The sequence below is a fragment of the Hathewaya limosa genome, from assembly GCF_030815255.1.
Classification (GTDB): Bacteria; Bacillota; Clostridia; order Clostridiales; family Clostridiaceae; genus Hathewaya; species Hathewaya limosa.
The window spans coordinates 52,047-71,909 of sequence record NZ_JAUSWN010000002.1; the positions used below are offsets into that span (position 1 = coordinate 52,047).

Consider the following 19,863-nt stretch of genomic DNA (forward strand, 5'->3'; position numbering starts at 1 on the left):
TACTTAAAATAATCTTTCAAATTATTTTAAGTAACTCTCTCTAAATTCATATCATAATTTTATTTATAAATTGATTCTAAACCATAATAACCTAGCTAAAATTTTTATATTTTTTTTTGAAACTGTTTCTGTTCGTAATGTTCCTCTTTGGCTTATAAGTAATACCTTATTACTATCTAATAATTTTACTTGTCTTACAACTCGTTCTTCTCCATGTTGTAAGAAATAGATGCCATTATTTTCAATGTTAGAATTAATGATTGAGAATGCCAAATCACCTTCATTAATTCGCATACCAAGCATACTATCGTCTTCTATTTTTAAAAACATAACCTTATCCGGATTATGCCCATCAACCTTATTAGAGACTATAGGCATATCTATAGATCCTAATGGCTTATTCATATTATAATCATAGATTGGCACTTTTTTTATAACAGAACTAAAAGCATTAGTCCAAACATCTTTAGCTTTACTTAATGCTTTTTCTGGGGTTTCAACATGCTTTCTTAATTCTTCAGCCTCATCCTCTGCACTAATAAATCCTGAATCTAAATCTTCATTAAAAAGCTTTGAAATTTTAGCTATAATATTCTCATTTAATATCTTTCTACCTAGCTCTACATCTTTTATAAACCCTTCAGAAAGTCCTAATTTTTTAGCTAATTGTTTTTGACTTAACTCTCTTTTATTTCTTAATTCAACTAATTTACTTGCCATTCTATTTTGCATACTTCTCACCCCAAGTGGTTTATTTTAATTTATTGATTATTATTTTTAAACCATTCCCTCTCCTCTATTAAATGATTTACCAAATACTCAAATGTCCAATTAATAGATGTAGGAGTTACAACAGCTAAAATACAATTTAAATCTTTACATACTCTTATATCACCAATAATCTTATTTAAATCTTCCTCTTTAAAATCATTAAACAAAATTACTTTTTCATTAATTAAATTTTCTTTCTTACCTTCCATCATAGATTTATTTAACTTTAATCCATGAACAATCTCTTCCATTTTAAGGTTCATCATATTATTTTCAATTATTATTGTTTCCGATCTATATTTATTAGCTATTGCCTTCAACTTACTTTTTTCAACATCATTAAATCCAAAAACTATAATTGATCTTCTACTCACCTTAAACTCTCCTTTAAGAAATTTTTTCTGGTTCTTCGTATTCAACACCAAAAGTATCTACAGTTACTTCTTGCATAACTTGATCTTCCTTTGGTTTATCCATCATATTTCTTCTAACCTTTACTATTTCCTTTGCTACTTCTATTCCTTCTATTACCTTACCAAATGATGCATATTGTCCATCTAAATGTGGTGAATCAGCTACCATAATAAAGAATTGGCTTCCTGCAGAATCTGGAACCTGAGTTCTAGCCATAGAAATTACACCTGTTGTATGTTTTAAATCATTTTTAAAACCATTTGATGTAAATTCACCTTTAATAGAGTATCCTGGGTCTCCCATACCATTCTTTTCAGGACATCCTCCTTGAATCATAAATCCTGGTATTACTCTATGAAATATAAGTCCATTATAAAAACCTTTTTTTACAAGGCTTATAAAATTTTTAACTGTATTAGGTGCCACCTCTGGATATAATTCTATTTTCATCACTTTATCGTTTTCCATTTTTATTGTTACTATAGGATTTTGCATTTTTATACACTCCTTATCTTCTTTAAGTTATATTCAGTTATAATTATAACACAATGATTAAAAGTTAAAACTCCTATTTACTGTAATTAAAAAGAAAGTCGTCTCTTAAAGAGACGACCTATAATACTATATTTTTGTTTTCTCTATACTTATTTCACCATCTAATTCTTCTAGTTCATTATTAAACTCAACCGCTATACTTCCACCTGGTAATATTATAACGAATTGTTCATCTAATAATTCTAGATTACTAATATTATTATTTTCCCTAATTTTGACTTCTTTTAACTGTAATTCATCAACATGATTTTCTTGATTCATGTTATTAAAATAAATATTAGGTTCTTCTTTTTTTTGTTCCTTAAAATCATTATTATTATTATTTCCATATAATCCTATGCGTTTTAAAGAGTGTGCATTATTATTTTTATTCCTTATCTTTAAACCATGAATTATATATAAGGATGAACTTTTTTTAGGATTACTAATTGTTACACTTTTAATTTGACTTTTACCACTTAATTTAAGTTTATTAACTTTTTTATTTTTTTCTTCTGAGTTTTCTTTTGAAAATAAAAACACCTTCATACTTTCTCACCTTATTTCTAAAAGTTGTTTTACTGTAACTTATTCAAAAGTATAAAGATGTGTTATAGTTATTTAAATTTAACTTTTTATTTCATACTTAACAACTGCTTACTAAGTGTTATAATTTCTTCTTTCCCTAAAGAATTGCAAATTTCTATATGTCCATTTTCTAATTTATTACTTACTATGTCTTTTTCCTCCATAAGCCTTCTCAACTGTTTTGCTGTGCCATATCCACCATCAATAATAGGCACTTCTTCTCCTACTACCTCTTTTATAACTTTGCTTACAAACGGAAAATGTGTACATCCTAAAACTATAGCTCCTATATCATCTAAGTCAAACTGCTTTAACTTATTTTTTAAATACCCTTTTACCTCATCACCATCTATTTGCCCTTTTTCTATAAACTCCACAAGCTCTGGACAAGGTAATGGTTCTATCCTTGTATCACTCTTATAATGTTCATACAAATCCTTAAACTTTTTTTGTCTCAAGGTAACTGGTGTAGCCATAATTATTACTTTCCCTTGTGGTTTTAATAAAACTGCTGGCTTTACTGCTGGCTCTATTCCAACTATAGGTATATCTTTATAAACTTCCCTTAGTTCATTTATTGCAGCACTTGTCGCAGTATTACATGCAATAACTATAGCCTTTACCCCTCTATTTAAAAGAAATTCCACAGCCTTAAAGGTCAAATCTCTTACTTCTTGTACAGATTTTATTCCATAAGGAGCATTTCTTGAATCTCCAAAGTATATATAATCTTCATTAGGCATTATTTTTATAGCTTCTCTTAATACACTAAGTCCTCCTAGTCCAGAATCAAAAAAGCCTATTCCTCTATTCCTTTCTTCCAACCTTCGTCACCACCATACCTAAAAATATATAAATATATTTCCTATTTTGATATCTTATAAATATATTATAAGCTACTAGTTATATTTATAGAATACACATAATAATTATTATAATACAACCCATAAAAAATAAAAGAACTTATTACTAATAGATTAACATTTTTAAATTTATTTTAAATTTAAATGGTAAGGAGTATTATGTATATAACTATATGTTATAATATTTAAAATACTAAGAGGGGGTTGATTATATGGCAATATTTAACAAAGATTCTTTAAAAGATACCTTATCAAAAATATCTATTTCAGCTAAGGATGTAGCGGAAAACGTTGTTAAAGTTACTAAGGAAGGTGCTAATACAGTAGCTAAAAAATCTAGTGAATTAGTTGAACTTTCTAAACTTAATTCATGTATATCATCTGAAGAAACAAAAATTAAAGAACTATATACTTCTATTGGAAAAACCATTTACGAAAAACATACTAATAATATATATGTAGATCCCGATGTAGTGGAAATCTGCGAGGACATAAGAGAAAAACAATTTAAAATAAAAATACTAGAACAAAGAGTTCAAGATCTAAAAAAGTTTGATACTTGTACTAAGTGTGGTCATAATTTACAAGAAGACTCTAGATTTTGTCCAAACTGTGGACTTGAACATAATCCAATAAACACAGATTCAAGTTGTGAAACTGAAAATGAAAAACCTAATGAAGAAGAATAAGAAAATGGCTATCTCTAAAATGAGATAGCCATTTTCTTATTCTTTATGACCTTCATGATGTCCATCATGATGATTACATAATACTTCTCTGTCTTTTAAGCTTCTATTTATATATTGTTTAACCACATCTTCAATTTCTCCATGTGCACCTCTTATTACTTCAAGTCCTTTTTCTTTTAATGCGTTATATGCACCAGGACCAATTCCTCCTGTAATAACAACTGTAACACCTTCATCGCAAAGTAAACTAGAAAGTCCTCCATGATTATGTTGAAGTGTTTCTGCCGATATTTCTTTTATTCCTACTAATTTATTTTCTTCTACCGTAGCAATGGCAAAACTTTTGCTTTTTCCAAAATGTTGGTTTATCTCATTTCCATTTTTAGGCATACCTATTTTCATTTAATCTACCTCCAAAATTTATAGTAAAATAAAAGATCTACTCAAAATATAAGATGAACAGACCTTTCATAAAATTCTTTTCTATTTAGCTAAAAGTTCGTTTAATTTTTCTTCTACATATTTATAAACTTCTACATCTTTTATATAAATAGTATTATCACCCTCGATATCACTTGGTTTTACCATAAAGAAGTTTATTAATAATCTGTTTTTATCTATAATATATTCATCTAAATTCATTGGTGAGAAAATAACTTCTAATTCTTCATATTTATCAGCACCATCAACATTTTGTAGTTTTTCAACCAATGCATCAAAATTTAATTTCTTTACTGGTTGAATCATTAGATCTTTATATTCCATGTCTTCCATAATCCACATGTTATAATTCCAGAATCTTTTCTCCTTTTTATTACCTGTAAATGGTTCCCTATTTTTTATAGCACTTAATGTTCTTCTAACTGACTCTTCATTAAACTCATCATCATATATACAAGTCATAGCAGGCATAGCTCCTACCTCGTGAAAGAATTCTTCTGATACGTTTTCTTTATCACTAGCAGCTTGCCAGAAATAATTCATCATTTCTATAGCTTCTAAATTTACCTTAATTCTCTTCAACATTGATCTTCCCCCTCATTCCTTAACATAACTCTTAACTTTTTAACTCCCTAAAATTACACTCTATGAAAATTATATACCTTATTTATTGAATATTCAAGTAAACAGACAATTAACTATTCACTATATTTATAAACAATTTATTTTCTTTCATCAGGTTTCAAATTACTTCTATTTCTACATTTAATATCTCTGCTTCCGTATTATCTTCTATATAGTTTATTACTTTATTCACTATACTATTTACTACGTTTTTATCAGAATTAATACATGCAAATCCTATTACAATAGAATTATGAAGATCTTGATCCTCCACCTCTGCAATAGATATATTAAATTTGTGTTTAGTTTTATCAATGATACTTCTAACCACCATTCTTTTCTCTTTTAATGAATGACACCAATTAGCTCTCATGGTTATAGTTCCTGTTCCTATAAACACTTCTAACTCACTCCTTTTAACATTCTAACATTATTGTGTACATTAATAAAAAAATAACACAAGTTTTTTGTAATAAAAAAACTTGTGTTATCTAATAACCTATTTTCTTAAATCTTATTCTGTTATCTCAACTTTATACTTTTCTTTAAGCTCTTTACTTTTTTCTAAATATTTTTCTTGTTGTTTTAAAGAAAGTACAGTATTAAATATTTCTTGTTTAACTTCATCAAAAGCTTTAATTCCTGCTGGTTGTTTATCTGTAACCTTTATTAAATGGAAACCAAATTGAGTTTTAACAGGAGCTTCACTAACATCTCCTACATTCATAGAAAATGCAGCTTCTTCAAACTCTGGAACCATTTTTCCTCTTGTAAAGTTACCTAACTCCCCACCTCTTGAACTTGATGGACAAGTTGAATGTTCTTTAGCAACATCTTCAAAAGAAACTCCTGATTTAATTTTTTCTAATAATTCTTTAGCTTCTTCTTCTGTTTTAACTAATATGTGACTAGCTGAAACACTTTCTTCTTCTAAGAAATTTTCTCTATGTTCTTTATAGAATTTTTCCACTTCATCTTCAGCCACTTTAGCAGTATTTAAAACTTTTCTTAAAGCATATTGCTTTAAGCCTATTCTTTTCATTCTTTCTATTTCTGCTTTAAATTCTTCATCTTCTTCAAGATTGTTATCTATAGCATCACAATAAAATAATTCTTGATTTACAAGTTCATCAAGTAATTGCGCTTTACCCTCAGGTGAGTAAAATTGCATAGCAACTTGAGGATCTAAACTTCTCATTAAAAGATTAACATCATTTTCTGTTATTTCTATTCCATTTACCTTGGCTAAAACTTTATTATCCATTAAAAGTTCTCCTTTTTTATTATATAAGTTAAAACTAGATTGTATAAAATACTAATCTAGTTTCATCTTATGTTATCATAACAAAAAAAACTTAGAAATGTCTAATAAAATTCATTTATTTATTTCAAATTAATGAAATTTTACTACTATATATTAATATATTCTATATTTTACAATTAATTAAGCAACATTTTGCTTTTGATTTTGATTTGGTTTTTCACCGATTTTCTTAAATATAGAACTTCCTACATAACCTGCTACTAAACCACCTATAACTGCAAACACAAGTGCAAATATTACATTCTTAGGATTGTTAAACCCAAATGGTGCTAATAATCCTGGTATAGGTGATGCTGTACCTGGTGCATTATTAATAATTTTAAAATGCGCTGCTGCAAGTCCTGCAAATCCACCACCGAAGAAATTAGAACAATAGATTGGTATTGGATGTGATGTTACTATAGGTGCTTGAGTCAATGGCTCTAACATTACTGCTATAACATTACTCTTATTACCATATTTTAATCTATGAAATACCATTCCATTTGTAAATGATCCACCAACACAAGCTATGGCTGCAATACCCATTGCAAGACCTTTTAATCCTAGCATAGCTGTTAAGGCCATTGAACTTAATGGTGAAGTACAAATCATCTTCATTATTCCACCTAGTAAAAAGCCCATAACTAAAGGAGATTGTTCTGCTGCTACTGAGATCATTCCACCAATATTAAGTAAAGTGGCATTTACTAATGGATCTACACCTAATGCAATAATTCTAGCAAGTGGTGCTAAAACTAATGCCCCCAAAATAACATTCAAACCTTCTGGTAATTTCTTTTCCATAATAGGTGCTATAAATCCAACAAGGTACCCAGCTATGAATCCTGGTAATATTCCATATCCTGAAACTGCAACCCCAGCTGCTACTGCATAAACTGGACTTACCTCCATGTTAAGACAAACTAGAATAACTGCTGCAACACCTCCCATGGTTCCGGAAGCCCCTCCAACAGATCCTAGGAAATTAACATGAAGCAAATTTCCACTAATATATGTGTGAATTGCTTCTACTAAAAAAGTTGCTACAGCTGCATCAGCAAGACCTGACATAGCTTTCTGGCCTTTAGGCATTTTCAAACTGAATAAAGAGAATAATGCAAGCGTAAAAATAAGTAAACCTATCCCTTTGATAATAGTAAACATATAACCCCTCCAGTTTTACTTTTCCCTATTGCCCTAAGAAATCCTTATCGTACTTTCTATTAAAAATTTCAATTAGTAACCACTTTATAAGGTATTGAATGACTCTTTACTTTTTTGTATTATTATGGTATGATAACATCTGTGTTAAATTGTTATACTTTTACAATAACATGTTGCAGCATGTATTGTATTTTAATAAATAGTTACTTTATTAATAATAGATTTCTTAAATACATTAGAGAAATTTATTGTTTTAATTTACCAAAAAAATTGTGATTGTTGAAAAAATCACAATTTTTTTTTTAAATAGTAACTAAAGTATATTATATAATTTACACAAAGTTTCATTGAGTATCAAATTTACCGTAAAAAATTTTCAAAAAATTTTAATTTATTAGAATAGCCTATCTTTCACAGTAAAAAATAAGTCCATTCATGAATTTTTTTATACTAATTTTCCCTCTTATTTTACTTTTTCCTCTTATATAATCCATTTCTCTTTTCACTTGTTGAAAATTATACAATCCATTGGAATACTCTATGAAAATTTCATTCATATAATCTTCAATTCCTAAATTAGCTAAATTAATCATTCCTACATTGGCCGTTCTTCTAATTCTTTGTTCAATAGACTTAGGATTATCTGATAACATAGCACATAAGTCTTTCATTGCATAGTTAGACATAGTCTCTCCTTTTGAAATCAAATAATCAATTATTCTTATTATATCCTCACTACCAATTTCGCCCATTATTCCAATGCGCTGCATTAACAGTTTTAATTTTCTAATATGTATTTTTTCTTCATGATTAGATTGTTTAACTTCCTTTTTAGCAACTGGAACAGTAACATTGTCTTTATCCTGAAAAATATTTTGTATTCTATTTAATGTTCTGTTCATTTCTATAGATTGAATTACATTTTTTAGGACCTTTTCTACTTCAATAGCATTTACTGGTTTATTTATATAAAATTCAACTCCACTTTCATAAGCTTTAGATATCATTTCTTTATTTGTAACTTGAGACATCATTATAAATTGAGTTTCTGGAACTAATCCTTTACATTCTCCTACTAAGCTAATACCATCTTTTTCTGGCATCAATAAATCTACTATAGCAATATCTGGTTTTAAAGTACTAATCTTTTTAATTCCATCTGCTCCATCACTACTATATCCTATTACTTCTCCTAAGGCCTTGTTTTTTATGATTATTTTTAAAATTTTTACTACGTTTATATCATCTTCTACTATATAAATTTTCATTTTCTTTTATAGAACCTCCTTAAATAAACTTATACAAAACTTAGTTCCTTTATTTATTGTAGATGTTACTTCAACTTGTCCATTAAGTACTTCCTCAATAATCTCTTTAACTAAGCTTAACCCAATTCCCCTATTTATTTCACCTGTGTCATAATTTATTTTTGTTGAATATCCTGGTGAAAATATACAATCAATATCTTCCTTTTCTATACCACATCCTGTATCCTCAATAGTAAATATCAATTTATCCCCTTCGGATCTTTGCTTAAAATAAATACTATTTCCTTCCTTACCCTCTTCTAAGGCATCTATAGAATTATTCATAAGATTCCTAAATATGGACATTAAATAATAATGTTTTGTTGTGTAAAAATTTTCATCATAAGAAAAATATAACGATACATTCTTACTTTTTATATTAGCATCATCATTAATACTCTTCTTCAAGATATCTAACATATCTTGCAAATACATCCCCTCATTTTTAAACTTACTTTCCGTTATGTCCATTACACCTCTAACAACTAAGGCATATTCTTTTTTTATTTCATGGATATCCTTTGCTATAGTCAAAGCTGATTGTGACCATGTATCTTGTTTTTCATCAGAATTTATATTTTCAAATAATTTATATGCTTCTGTCATTGTTTTTTCAATATGATGCATATTCTTTTCCATCCAAAAAACTTCTGATTTTAATTGTGAACTTAATACTAATAATTTTCTATACCTCTCTGCATGTTCTTCTTTCAATAAAAGTAATTTATAAAACTTTATAACCGAAATAATAATTATACTTGCGCCTGATCTTAATAATGCTACGGCTAAAAGTCCTGCATGTAAATGGAAATTGAATACCTTGTCAGGTTGTCCTATTAATATTTCCATTACATTTGCCAGATAATCGCATAATATTAGTATTCTAAACATTTTACCTGGTTCAAATCGTTCGTTTTTCTCGTTAAATACCCAATAAAAAACTCCATAAAATACATAAAAAAATATTTCAGGGAAATAGGCTAATGGTAAGTTAGATAGAAAGTGATTTGTAAAGAAAGATGTTATTAATCTTGTTATATATACGAATATAGAAGTTAATGATGCTGTAAATATAGTACTTAAATTATTAAAGTAATATAAAGAGACTGGAAATAGAATTATAGCAACTGAAACTCTGAAATTTGGTAACAAAAAATACAAGTGAATCTCAGATAATAGTGCCATAATTAATGATATTAATATAGTTTTTTTAATTGTAGTTAAGTTTTTTCCCCTGTCATAGATCTTATTCATATTGTCACCCTTAGATTAATAATAGTTATTACTCTTGCATTATATCATATAAATTCAAATTTGTTTTACTATTAAAAAAATTTATATATCATTTTTTTTTAGTTTTTTTATCAATAGATTCTTGCTTTTACTTTATATTTTTGTAGGAACTTCTTAATTTTTTTATCTTTTGATATAATAAAATTATGTTAAAGTTATATTAAAATTTTAATTATTTTGCGAGGTATATAATGAAAAAATTATTCCTATTTATAATTATACTTTTTTCATTTTTCTTTGGTGGTTGTTCATTGTTTGAAACTCCAAGCAATCTCATGAGTAAACCATCAACATATATAAATGGAGAAAGTATAAACAAGATTACTGAATTACTAACTAAAGAAGATAAATCACTAACTATTCCTCTAGGTGATACTGACAAAAGGGCTATTCGGCACTTTGATTTGGATAAGGATGGCAAAGACGAGTTAATCCTTCTATATAAAAAAGAAAATAATTATTTTAATTATGGTGTTATGATTCTAAAACAAAGTCACAACAAATGGGAAATTTTAAACAATATTACTTTTTCTTGTAAAAATATTGATAAAATAATGCTTGAAGATTTAACTGGAGATGGCAAGGCCGAACTAGCTATAGGTGTGAAAACTTCTGAAAAGAGTAATAAAACTTTATATATTTATTCTTATCATCGTGGTTTTTTTGAATCAATCGGTCATTTACCTTACTTAAATTATGATATATGTGATCTAAATAACAACAAAAAAAATGAATTAGTTGTTTTGAAAGACGCAGACAATAGTACTAATAAAAACTATTTTCATTCCTTGCAAGTCTTTGAATTTTCTCAGAATAAATGTAAACTTACAAGTAGTTTTAACTTTAATACACCTTCAGCGGATATTAAATTTTCATTAGGAAGAGCCTCATCAAACCATAATGGAATTTTTGTTACAAGAAATATAGATAATACCTTTATGTATACTGATTTATTTATATTATCTCATAATAAATTAATTGATGTTTTAGGAAACGAATCAATACATGATAAATCTAAAGCTCCTGAAAAACTTAAGCCTGTTCAATCATCACTTAACTTTTGTATAGATTTAATAAAGGACATAAATAATGATGGAATATATGAAATTGGATCAATAGGTGCTTTTAATCTTTCTAGGGATCCTCAATATCCATATAACTTCTGTTATTGGTATCAGTGGGATGGGAAAAATGGCTTAAAAAAGGAATATAAAGAATATTACAATAAACAATTTAATTATAAAATAGAAATACCTTTATCTTGGACCGAAAAATTTGCAGTACTTGAAAATGTTAAAGAAACCCTAGCATTAAATAGGTCTGATTTCTTTATCAATGATTATACAAATAAAGAAAACCTATTATTTTCAATAAAAGTTTATAGTACTCATGATTGGTCAAGTTTAGAACAATCTCTTGATAAGAATTCTTATGCTATCTTAGAAAAGACTGATAATAAAATTTATATATGTGTAATAAATGAAGAACTTTGTAATTTAAGTAAGATTTCTTTAAGTTATTTAAAAAGCTTATTTCAATCTGTAATTAAATAAATATGGAGGTTACAATATGTCAATAAAAATATTAATTTTAGAAGATGAATTATCTATTAGAAGTTTCATTAAAATAAAGCTAAAGAATTTAGGTTATGAAGTTACGGATGTAGGAACTGGAACAGAGGCTCTTGATAAAATTGATGATAGTTTTTCTGTTGCACTGCTAGATATAATGCTTCCAGACATAGACGGAATACAAGTATGTAAAAACATTAGAGCCTTTCATCCTAATATCGGGATAATAATGTTAACAGCTAAAGGTCAAGAACAAGATAAGATATTAGGTTTAAAATCTGGTGCAGATGACTATATAGTAAAACCTTTTAGCCTTTCAGAACTGGTCGCCAGAATAGAGGCTATCTTAAGACGAATTAATCATAACAACGATATCTCCTCAATTAGTAGTGGTCCATTTACATTAAATTTAGATAAAAAATTATTAACTAAAGACAAACAAGAAATTCCTCTTACCCCAACGGAATTCTCAATCATTGAATTTTTAATGAAGAATCCTGACAAATCCATTAGTAGAGATGCTATCTTAGATTATGTATGGGGAAAAAATTATGTTGGTGATACAAAAACTGTTGATGTAAATATAAGAAGACTTCGTCAAAAAATAGAAACTAATGCCTCCAATCCTAAATACATAATAACCTCTTGGGGATATGGGTACATTTGGAGTAATAAAAATGATTAGTTTAAAAAATAGAATATATATTCAAAATGCCGTAATTATCATAACCTTACTTATTTTGTTAGAAACTATATTTATTATTTTTATAAAAACTTATTATGTGGAAAGTGCCAAAAGAGAGCTTAGTAGTAAGCTTTCTTTTTCCGCAACATTGTATAATAAATATATAAATAAAGAATCAGAGGAAGAAAAAATATGCTATATATTAGAAAATGAATCTAAAAACCAACCATTCTATGTTGAATTACTAGATAAGAACTTTCATCTTCTTATAGATTCTAATGGTTTTAGTAATGATGCACCCATATCATATGAAGATGTAGTGTTAGCTGCTAAAAATAAACCTGAAATAATACAAAGAAATGACTATGAAACTACCTTATCAATGTCATTACCACTTTATGATACTAATAATGAGGTATGGGCTTATATTAGGTACTCAACATGTATAGATAATATAGAAGAAAATATTAATTATATAATAAAATTTTCTATCCTAATTATAAGTATGGCACTTTTAGCATCCTTTTTATTTAGTTCTTTATTAGTAAAAAAAATTCTTGTACCTATTGAAAAAATTATACTTATAGCAAAAAAAATGGCTACTGGTGATTTTTCTCAGAGAATTGTTATAAAAGATAAGAATGAACTGGGTACTCTAGGCAATACTCTTAATTATATGGCTGATGAAATAACAAAAAATGAACAATTAAAAAATGAGTTTATATCGTCCATATCTCATGAATTAAGAACTCCTTTAACCGCTATTAAAGGTTGGAGTGAACTTATACTAACTGGTGAACTAGATAATACCGAGGATGCTAAAGAAGGTATATCCATTATTGCTAAAGAAACTGATAGATTATCTATGTTAGTAGAAGACCTCTTAGATTTCTCAAAATTGGAATCTAGAAAAATTAAACTTGACTTAAAAGAAACCTGCATAAATGATTTAATTAAGGATATTTCTGTTTTTTTTAAAACCAAATTAGAACAAGCACATATAAAGTTAGACATTGCACTACCAGATGAAGAAATGTTTATACTAGCAGATAGTAATAGATTGAAACAAATTTTTATAAATTTAATTCATAACTCCATGAAGTTTTCTAATCCCAATACAACTATACGTATAGTTACTAAATCTGAAAATAATTTTGTATTAATATATGTAATAGATGAAGGCATAGGAATATCTAAAGAAGATCTACCTAAAGTAACAGATAAATTTTTTAAAGGCTCACTTACTCAAGCCGGAAGTGGTATAGGTCTTGCTGTATGTAAAGAAATTATGAATTTACATAGCGGTCAACTTGTTATAGATAGTATTGAAAATATAGGAACTAAGGTGTGCTTAAAATTCAAAAAAATATCTTAACTACTTTGTAACTAATTCTATAAGTTTTTATTTTATAATTTTACTTAAGAAAATTTATTTTACAATAGAAAGAAGGAGATATATGAAGAACTCTAGAACACATACATATACTATAATTACCATATTAATATTGATTATACTTATTTTAACAAGCATTATATTTTATTTTTATATAAAAAACTCATTCAGTTATAAAAATCCTTCTGGTTCTGATTCAGCTAATGCAAATATATCAACTAAAAAGGCTACTGATAAAAATAATGTTAAAAATGAATCCGAACCTAATACTTCAAATAACACACAAAAATCAGACACGAAATCTACTACCGAGTCTCCTAATAATACTACAGAAATAAAGGATACAACTTTTCCACTAACAAAGTTTCTTCCGAATTTAGAAGGAAAAGTTTTAAATTACTCAGGTACAGCAGAATTTATGGAGACCATTACAGTAAATAAAGTTTTAAAAAGTTCTGGAAAAACTAATATTATACTTAAGGGAGCCCTAAATAATATGAGTGAAAAAGGCAACCAAAATTCTACAGTAGAATACAACTATGAAATTTCAAACAATGAGATTAAAGTTTTTACTAAAAATTCTCCTATATATCATTGGCAACCTATAGCATCATCTCAAACATTGATTAAAGGTCCTATAAAGGTTGGTAACTCTTGGTGTGAAAACTTAATTATTGATAAGAAAACTTATACAGCTACTAGTACTATAGTAAATGTATTTAAGGATTCCGATAATAAAACTTTAATAAAAATTGAAACCATAATAAATAATATTCCTAACTATCCTAGTAATACTTATAAAGAAACTCGTGTTTTTAAAGAAGATATGGGATTGTATTCCTATGAAAAAACAATTTTATTAAAATCAGATAATAATTCAGGTCCAACACCTTTAGATTTTAATCTTCATTTAGTTGAAAACCAATAAATAAAAAAGACTATATTAAATTGGAAATAGCTTTTCTAAAATAATATAGTCCTTTTTATATTTAACTACTCATATTTAATTTTTTGACATAATTCTTCTAGTTGATTTCTTACCACCGTTTCTTTATCAACATCAACTAATATTAAAAGGGAATCACCCCTTAATAATTTTGTATCTCCTTTAGGAAGTATCTCATGTTCACCTCTTTCTATTGAGACTATTAAAACATCATGAGAAATTTTTACATCCTTTAATAACATTCCTTCAATAGCTGATCCTTGATGAACTATATATCTTATGAAAATTTTCTCTTTTTCCTTATTATGAGGCACTCCATTAGCCTTTTCTATATTTCTATCAAGTAAAGATTCATAAATAGGTGTACTACCTATTAGATCTGCAACTAAGTAAGCTACTGCACACACTATTGTAACTGTCAATAAATGAGTAAAAGAACCACTCATTTCGCAGATTAACATAATTCCAGTTATAGGTGCTCTTACAATTGAAGTAAACATACCTGCCATAGATAATATTGTAAATGTAGTTAAATATTGAGGATTAATTCCTAATATCTTAACAGCCACTTCTCCAAATATAGTTCCAATTAATCCACCCAAAACTAATAACGGAAATAATATTCCACCTGGGGAACCTGAACAAAAACTAATCATTGAAAATATAAATTTTAATACTAAAAAGATAACTGCCATCTTTAATACAATCTGTTCTCTTAATAACCCCTGTATTATTCCGTGTCCACCAGCTAAAACCTCTGGACATAATAGTCCAAATAATATAGCAAATAAGAATGGTACTATCATTCTTATTCTAGTTGAACTAATTTTTCCATATAAATCTTGAGTTTTTAAAAGAACAAAATTATAAAATGCACCTGCCAATCCTAATATAATACCTAAAATAATTAATAGTCCATAATATTTAAAAGGTATCATTGCTAAAGGCTTTGCCCCTACCATATCAAATAAAGGTTTTCTTCCTAAAAATTGTTTAGTTATAAAGTCCGCTGTTACTGATGCAGACATAGCTGAAAGCAATACGACAGGTGAGAAATTTTTATGCACTTCCTCTAATGCAAATATAACGCCTGAAAAAGGGGCATTAAATGCAGCAGCTAAACCTGCACTAGCACCACTAGTAAGTAAAAATCTACCCTCTAATTTTGGTCTTTTAAAGATTCTAGATACTATCTGTCCACAACTGGCTCCTAATTGAATTGATGGGCCTTCTCTTCCTAATGATAATCCTGATCCAACAGCTATTACCCCACCAACAAATTTATTTATAAGAATTTTAACTGGAGATACTTCAAAATATCCTGTTAAGATTCCTTCTACTTGAGGTATTCCACTACCACTTATCATAGGTTGTTTTTCGACTAATATTCCTACAACATATCCTGCAATTATAAGTGCTACCACGCCTAAAGGAATATACATCTTATGACATGCTAAAAATTTATACATATTACCTGTAAAAGATTCTGCTTTTCCAAGTAATACTCTATAAGCAACAACTACAAGACCTGAAAATATTCCTACTAAAATTCCTTGTAAAAGCACTCTTAACTTTAAACCATGTAAAGTATGGTAAAGTCTACTAGTAGATCCTTCAGTAGTAAAATTTTTATTACTTTCTTCCAAGCTAATCCTCCTCCTTCTATTATAATATCCCCTATCAACTTCTAAAAACATTCATAATGTCTAAAAGTTTATACATAATATTTATACTTAAAATATTATTATATAATTCTACAAACTTTAATTATAAAAAACATATATAACCTAACATGATCAATCCTTTTAGCCTCCATGTAAAAAAGCCTTAACAACAATGCTAAGGCTTAATAAACTCAATGTTACACGATTTACCTGAATCAGGATTTTTTCCTATTAAGTCGAATATAACTTATCTTGATATGTTTTTATACTAAAAAACTTCTTCTTATATTGCTAGGGTATTTTTTACGGTTTTTATTATATTCTACAATATTTTGTTTGTCAATTTTCAATTATAGGGTAAATAACCCCATTATTTCTTCAATAGTCATATAACTAATAAGATTTTCTGTTAATCCTTCATCACCTATAACATTTTCAATAATTTTCTTTTTCTTTTCTTGTAAATTTAAAATTTTTTCTTCAATAGTTCCTCTTGATACTAATTTTATAACTTGCACTGTATTTTTTTGCCCTATTCTATGTGCTCTATCCGTTGCCTGCTCTTCTACCGCCGGATTCCACCAAGGATCAAAGTGAATAACAACATCAGCAGAAGTTAAGTTTAATCCAGAACCTCCGGCCTTTAATGAAATTAAAAATACTTCACTGCATCCTTCATTAAATTTTCTTACCAATCTCATTCTCTCTTCTGATTTTATAGCTCCATCTAAATATAAATATCTTATTCCTATATTCTTTAATCCATATGCTATATTTTTTAAAACAGAGGTAAATTGTGAGAACACTAAAATCTTATGTCCTTCTTCTAAACAGTTTTCTACAAGTTCATAAAAAGATTCAAGCTTTCCACTTCCACCTATATAATTTTCTATAAATACAGATGGGTCACAACATATTTGTCTCAATCTAGTTAATCCACTTAAAATTTTAAACCTACTTTGATTTATACCTTTTAATTCTACTTCCTCTTGTATCTCATTTTTTAATCCTTGTACATAAGACATATATAATCTTTTCTGTTCATCGCTCATCTCAACTAAAATATTATTATATATCTTGGGTGGTAATTCCTTAATAACATCTTTTTTTAATCTTCTTAAAATAAAAGGTCTTATTTTATCTCCTAATTCTTTATTAGTATCTTCATTTTTATCCTTGCAAATCGGTACTTCATATCTACTATAAAATTTATTATGATTTAAAAGATATGCAGGCATTATAAAATCAAAAATAGACCATAACTCGGATAAATTATTTTCAATTGGAGTTCCAGTTAATGCAAATTTATTTTTAGCTTGGATTTCCTTTATACTTAGTGCATTCTGTGAAACTGGATTTTTAATTTGTTGTGCCTCATCTAAAATACAATATAAAAAGTTAAATTGTCTATAAAGTTCTATATCTCTTCTAACCAAAGGATAAGATGTTATAACTACATCATAATTTTTAAAATTTTTAACTTCTTTTTTTCTATCTTCCTTATTACCATTAAAAATTAATACTTTTAGCTTATTGGAAAACTTCTCAATCTCTTCTTTCCAGTTGTAAACTAAAGATGTAGGGCAAATTATTAGAGACGTTCCCATTCCTCGTTCTGAAGTTAGAAAAGCTATGGTTTGAAGAGTTTTACCAAGTCCCATCTCATCTGCCAATATTCCACCAAAGCCATATTCTGATAATGTTTTAAACCATTTAAATCCTATTTTCTGATAAGATCGTAATACATCATCTAATTCTATTGGAATAGCATAATCCATATCCTTTACTTCTTTTAAACTAGATACAACATTAATAAACTCTTTATTCTTACTAATATATGTATCTAAATCGTTAAGCTTTTGTTCTATATATAAGGAATTATATTTCGGCAATTTTATGACTTCTTTAGTATATTCCTCCGGACTAATATCTAAATACTCTATAATATCTCCTACACTCTTTAAGAATTTTTCATTTAAAAGTACAATATCTCCATTACTAAGCTTATAATATTTCTTTTTTTCTCGTAAAGCCTCAAATATATTTATAAGCTCATTCTTATCTACATTCTTTATGTCAAATGAAAACTCTAACATATCTTCTTTATTAATTCTTAAACTGCACTTGTAACTTTTAGAATCATGTACCCTAATACTCTTAAAACTATCAGAATAAAATACCTGAAATCTATTTTGAAAAATCTCTAATCCTTTTACCAAAAAATTAACTATATTTTCTTCATTACTTAGTATAAAGTCCCTTTTTCTCTGTTTAAAATCATACATATTAATTAAATTTAAAATTTCTAGCTCTTGCTCAGCATCTCTAATTAATATTCCTTTATCACTTGAAAGATTTTCATCTTCACAAGGATTTATTTCTATATCTCCATAAATAAATATAATTTTTAAACTTACGCTTTCCCCTTCTTTATCTAAATAAATTTCTGTTTTTAATTCTTCCTTATAAAATTCTTGTGCTAAATCGTCCTTAATTTCTATCTCAGAAAAGGACTTTAGTTTAGGAAATACAAAAGATGCAAAATCCCCTTTATGACTTTCATCTATTGTAAGTTTACACCCTTTACTTTCAATGATAGATTTATAAAGAGCTTCATATAATTCCCTTTTATGTCCTCTTAAACTACATACATTTCCATTATAATAAAAATAACTTACATCCCTAGTCAAAGGATAAGCTAAATTATTATCTTTATGATATAAAAGAATATTATTACCTTCTTTTTCTATAGAAAATTCTATTTTACAATTTTCTATATACCTAACATTTTGGTACTCTCCTATAGGCAAAACTAGTATAAAACTTTTATTTCCTATGAGTTTTAGAAATCTTTTTAAGTCACTATCTATCAGATAAACTTTTTTACCATTAACTAACTGTTTATTACTACTTATAATACTAGAATGTGAGGATGTAAGACTTTCTTCTATTTCTAGTATTTGAACAAATAAGTCTAATATCTCACTATCATTTTTAGAGAACTTGGCTTTTTTAAAATCTAAGGTAAAATTTTTTCCAAAAAATAATGGTTGCTTAAAATAATATGCCTTTAAAAAATCCCTCATACTTTTAACAATGTATAACTTATCTATTCCTACTTTTAACTGAACAAAATTCTGTATTTCTCCTATAGATGTATTAAACAAAGTTATATCTAAATTTAATTCATGCTTTTTTATGTTCTGTTCAAAATTAAAAGGTTTCTTATAGACTCTTAGTATTTCATCCAAATAAGAAGATTCATTTAAATTTACTTCATTTATAAATTTTAAATAAGATGCAACTATATGTTTACAGACCTTATTTTTCTTAGCAAACTGTTCACACGTACAATTATAATCACTTATATCGCAACTTTTATCATGAACAGTAAATTTTGTTAGATATTCACTATATACATTAGCAGAAAGAACCATTGACTTTATAGCTATACTTCTATCACCTTCATTTTCATAAGACAAATCAACAACATAATCCTGTTCATAATATTTTAGACCATTTTTATAGGTTGAAATGTCACAATAATCATTTATAAGCCCATTATTCAAGAGTGCCATTTTTATCTCCTTTCTTTTAATTAACCCATTAA

At 27.3% G+C, this 19,863-nt stretch carries 19 protein-coding genes; 5 read left to right on the plus strand and 14 right to left on the minus strand.

The annotated features are described in order from the left end of the window. Nucleotides 1–63 precede the first annotated feature (63 nt). From QOZ93_RS01615 to murI, 5 genes are all read right to left on the minus strand, one after another. Complete coding sequence (locus QOZ93_RS01615) at nucleotides 64–732, minus strand: S24 family peptidase (RefSeq protein ID WP_307354856.1); 669 nt, start codon at nucleotides 730–732, stop codon at nucleotides 64–66. A gap of 29 nt (nucleotides 733–761) precedes the next feature. Then, nucleotides 762–1,145: a DUF3783 domain-containing protein gene (locus QOZ93_RS01620; protein WP_307354857.1), complete on the minus strand. Its 384-nt coding sequence runs from the start codon at nucleotides 1,143–1,145 to the stop codon at nucleotides 762–764. Between the two features lie 13 nt (nucleotides 1,146–1,158). Continuing rightward, nucleotides 1,159–1,680, minus strand: a complete 522-nt coding sequence (locus QOZ93_RS01625; protein ID WP_111944184.1) for a peptidylprolyl isomerase — start codon at nucleotides 1,678–1,680, stop codon at nucleotides 1,159–1,161. Nucleotides 1,681–1,806: 126 nt separating this feature from the next. Then, the gene (locus QOZ93_RS01630; RefSeq protein ID WP_307354858.1) at nucleotides 1,807–2,268 is read right to left on the minus strand and encodes a hypothetical protein; all 462 of its coding nucleotides are present in this window, start codon (nucleotides 2,266–2,268) and stop codon (nucleotides 1,807–1,809) included. Nucleotides 2,269–2,354: 86 nt separating this feature from the next. Further along, complete coding sequence (gene murI, locus QOZ93_RS01635; protein WP_111944186.1) at nucleotides 2,355–3,131, minus strand: glutamate racemase; 777 nt, start codon at nucleotides 3,129–3,131, stop codon at nucleotides 2,355–2,357. 251 nt (nucleotides 3,132–3,382) lie between these two features. Between murI and QOZ93_RS01640 the strand changes: the two genes are divergently transcribed. Next, a complete protein-coding gene (locus QOZ93_RS01640) occupies nucleotides 3,383–3,859 on the plus strand; it encodes a zinc ribbon domain-containing protein (protein ID WP_307354859.1) in 477 nt (158 codons plus the stop codon). 36 nt (nucleotides 3,860–3,895) lie between these two features. Here the strand turns inward: QOZ93_RS01640 and QOZ93_RS01645 are convergent, their stop codons facing one another. From QOZ93_RS01645 to QOZ93_RS01675, 7 genes are all read right to left on the minus strand, one after another. Next, a complete protein-coding gene (locus tag QOZ93_RS01645; protein ID WP_307354860.1) occupies nucleotides 3,896–4,261 on the minus strand; it encodes a NifB/NifX family molybdenum-iron cluster-binding protein in 366 nt (121 codons plus the stop codon). Nucleotides 4,262–4,342: 81 nt separating this feature from the next. Continuing rightward, nucleotides 4,343–4,885 carry a TDE2712 family protein gene (locus QOZ93_RS01650; RefSeq protein WP_111944189.1) on the minus strand — a complete coding sequence of 181 codons (543 nt, stop codon included), beginning with the start codon at nucleotides 4,883–4,885 and terminating at the stop codon, nucleotides 4,343–4,345. 157 nt (nucleotides 4,886–5,042) lie between these two features. After that, nucleotides 5,043–5,324, minus strand: coding sequence for a DUF503 domain-containing protein (locus tag QOZ93_RS01655; RefSeq protein WP_111944190.1), 282 nt, complete (start codon nucleotides 5,322–5,324; stop codon nucleotides 5,043–5,045). Nucleotides 5,325–5,438: 114 nt separating this feature from the next. Further along, entirely contained in the window at nucleotides 5,439–6,188 is a 750-nt protein-coding gene (locus tag QOZ93_RS01660) for a peptidylprolyl isomerase (protein ID WP_307354861.1), read from the minus strand. 180 nt (nucleotides 6,189–6,368) lie between these two features. After that, nucleotides 6,369–7,394, minus strand: a complete 1,026-nt coding sequence (locus tag QOZ93_RS01665; protein WP_307354862.1) for a PTS sugar transporter subunit IIC — start codon at nucleotides 7,392–7,394, stop codon at nucleotides 6,369–6,371. Between the two features lie 404 nt (nucleotides 7,395–7,798). Continuing rightward, nucleotides 7,799–8,662, minus strand: coding sequence for a response regulator (locus tag QOZ93_RS01670; RefSeq protein WP_307354863.1), 864 nt, complete (start codon nucleotides 8,660–8,662; stop codon nucleotides 7,799–7,801). Nucleotides 8,663–8,668: 6 nt separating this feature from the next. Continuing rightward, entirely contained in the window at nucleotides 8,669–9,955 is a 1,287-nt protein-coding gene (locus QOZ93_RS01675) for a sensor histidine kinase (protein WP_307354864.1), read from the minus strand. Nucleotides 9,956–10,185: 230 nt separating this feature from the next. Here QOZ93_RS01675 and QOZ93_RS01680 point away from each other — a divergent pair, with 230 nt between their 5' ends. From QOZ93_RS01680 to QOZ93_RS01695, 4 genes are all read left to right on the plus strand, one after another. After that, nucleotides 10,186–11,547, plus strand: coding sequence for a hypothetical protein (locus tag QOZ93_RS01680; protein WP_307354865.1), 1,362 nt, complete (start codon nucleotides 10,186–10,188; stop codon nucleotides 11,545–11,547). Nucleotides 11,548–11,563: 16 nt separating this feature from the next. Next, nucleotides 11,564–12,250, plus strand: coding sequence for a response regulator transcription factor (locus QOZ93_RS01685; RefSeq protein ID WP_307354866.1), 687 nt, complete (start codon nucleotides 11,564–11,566; stop codon nucleotides 12,248–12,250). Continuing rightward, complete coding sequence (locus tag QOZ93_RS01690) at nucleotides 12,243–13,625, plus strand: sensor histidine kinase (protein ID WP_307354867.1); 1,383 nt, start codon at nucleotides 12,243–12,245, stop codon at nucleotides 13,623–13,625. The genes QOZ93_RS01685 and QOZ93_RS01690 overlap by 8 nt, the downstream gene beginning before the upstream one ends. A gap of 82 nt (nucleotides 13,626–13,707) precedes the next feature. Beyond that, nucleotides 13,708–14,571: a hypothetical protein gene (locus QOZ93_RS01695; RefSeq protein WP_307354868.1), complete on the plus strand. Its 864-nt coding sequence runs from the start codon at nucleotides 13,708–13,710 to the stop codon at nucleotides 14,569–14,571. A gap of 65 nt (nucleotides 14,572–14,636) precedes the next feature. On the opposite strand, the gene QOZ93_RS01700 is transcribed toward QOZ93_RS01695, so the two are convergent. Together QOZ93_RS01700 and QOZ93_RS01705 are read right to left on the minus strand one after the other, a co-directional pair. Then, nucleotides 14,637–16,235: a ClC family H(+)/Cl(-) exchange transporter gene (locus QOZ93_RS01700; protein WP_307354869.1), complete on the minus strand. Its 1,599-nt coding sequence runs from the start codon at nucleotides 16,233–16,235 to the stop codon at nucleotides 14,637–14,639. A gap of 368 nt (nucleotides 16,236–16,603) precedes the next feature. After that, nucleotides 16,604–19,831 (minus strand): DEAD/DEAH box helicase, encoded by a 3,228-nt coding sequence (locus tag QOZ93_RS01705; protein ID WP_307354870.1) that lies wholly within the window; start codon nucleotides 19,829–19,831, stop codon nucleotides 16,604–16,606. Nucleotides 19,832–19,863 lie beyond the last annotated feature (32 nt).

Excerpts from the sequence above, each read along its gene's own strand:
- QOZ93_RS01615 (WP_307354856.1), bottom strand. The coding sequence starts at position 732 with ATGCAAAATAGAATGGCAAGTAAATTAGTTGAATTAAGAAATAAAAGA.
- QOZ93_RS01625 (WP_111944184.1), bottom strand. The coding sequence starts at position 1,680 with ATGCAAAATCCTATAGTAACAATAAAAATGGAAAACGATAAAGTGATG.
- QOZ93_RS01630 (WP_307354858.1), bottom strand. The coding sequence starts at position 2,268 with ATGAAGGTGTTTTTATTTTCAAAAGAAAACTCAGAAGAAAAAAATAAA.
- QOZ93_RS01640 (WP_307354859.1), top strand. The coding sequence starts at position 3,383 with ATGGCAATATTTAACAAAGATTCTTTAAAAGATACCTTATCAAAAATA.
- QOZ93_RS01645 (WP_307354860.1), bottom strand. The coding sequence starts at position 4,261 with ATGAAAATAGGTATGCCTAAAAATGGAAATGAGATAAACCAACATTTT.
- QOZ93_RS01650 (WP_111944189.1), bottom strand. The coding sequence starts at position 4,885 with ATGTTGAAGAGAATTAAGGTAAATTTAGAAGCTATAGAAATGATGAAT.
- QOZ93_RS01660 (WP_307354861.1), bottom strand. The coding sequence starts at position 6,188 with ATGGATAATAAAGTTTTAGCCAAGGTAAATGGAATAGAAATAACAGAA.
- QOZ93_RS01665 (WP_307354862.1), bottom strand. The coding sequence starts at position 7,394 with ATGTTTACTATTATCAAAGGGATAGGTTTACTTATTTTTACGCTTGCA.
- QOZ93_RS01670 (WP_307354863.1), bottom strand. The coding sequence starts at position 8,662 with ATGAAAATTTATATAGTAGAAGATGATATAAACGTAGTAAAAATTTTA.
- QOZ93_RS01675 (WP_307354864.1), bottom strand. The coding sequence starts at position 9,955 with ATGAATAAGATCTATGACAGGGGAAAAAACTTAACTACAATTAAAAAA.
- QOZ93_RS01680 (WP_307354865.1), top strand. The coding sequence starts at position 10,186 with ATGAAAAAATTATTCCTATTTATAATTATACTTTTTTCATTTTTCTTT.
- QOZ93_RS01685 (WP_307354866.1), top strand. The coding sequence starts at position 11,564 with ATGTCAATAAAAATATTAATTTTAGAAGATGAATTATCTATTAGAAGT.
- QOZ93_RS01690 (WP_307354867.1), top strand. The coding sequence starts at position 12,243 with ATGATTAGTTTAAAAAATAGAATATATATTCAAAATGCCGTAATTATC.
- QOZ93_RS01695 (WP_307354868.1), top strand. The coding sequence starts at position 13,708 with ATGAAGAACTCTAGAACACATACATATACTATAATTACCATATTAATA.
- QOZ93_RS01705 (WP_307354870.1), bottom strand. The coding sequence starts at position 19,831 with ATGGCACTCTTGAATAATGGGCTTATAAATGATTATTGTGACATTTCA.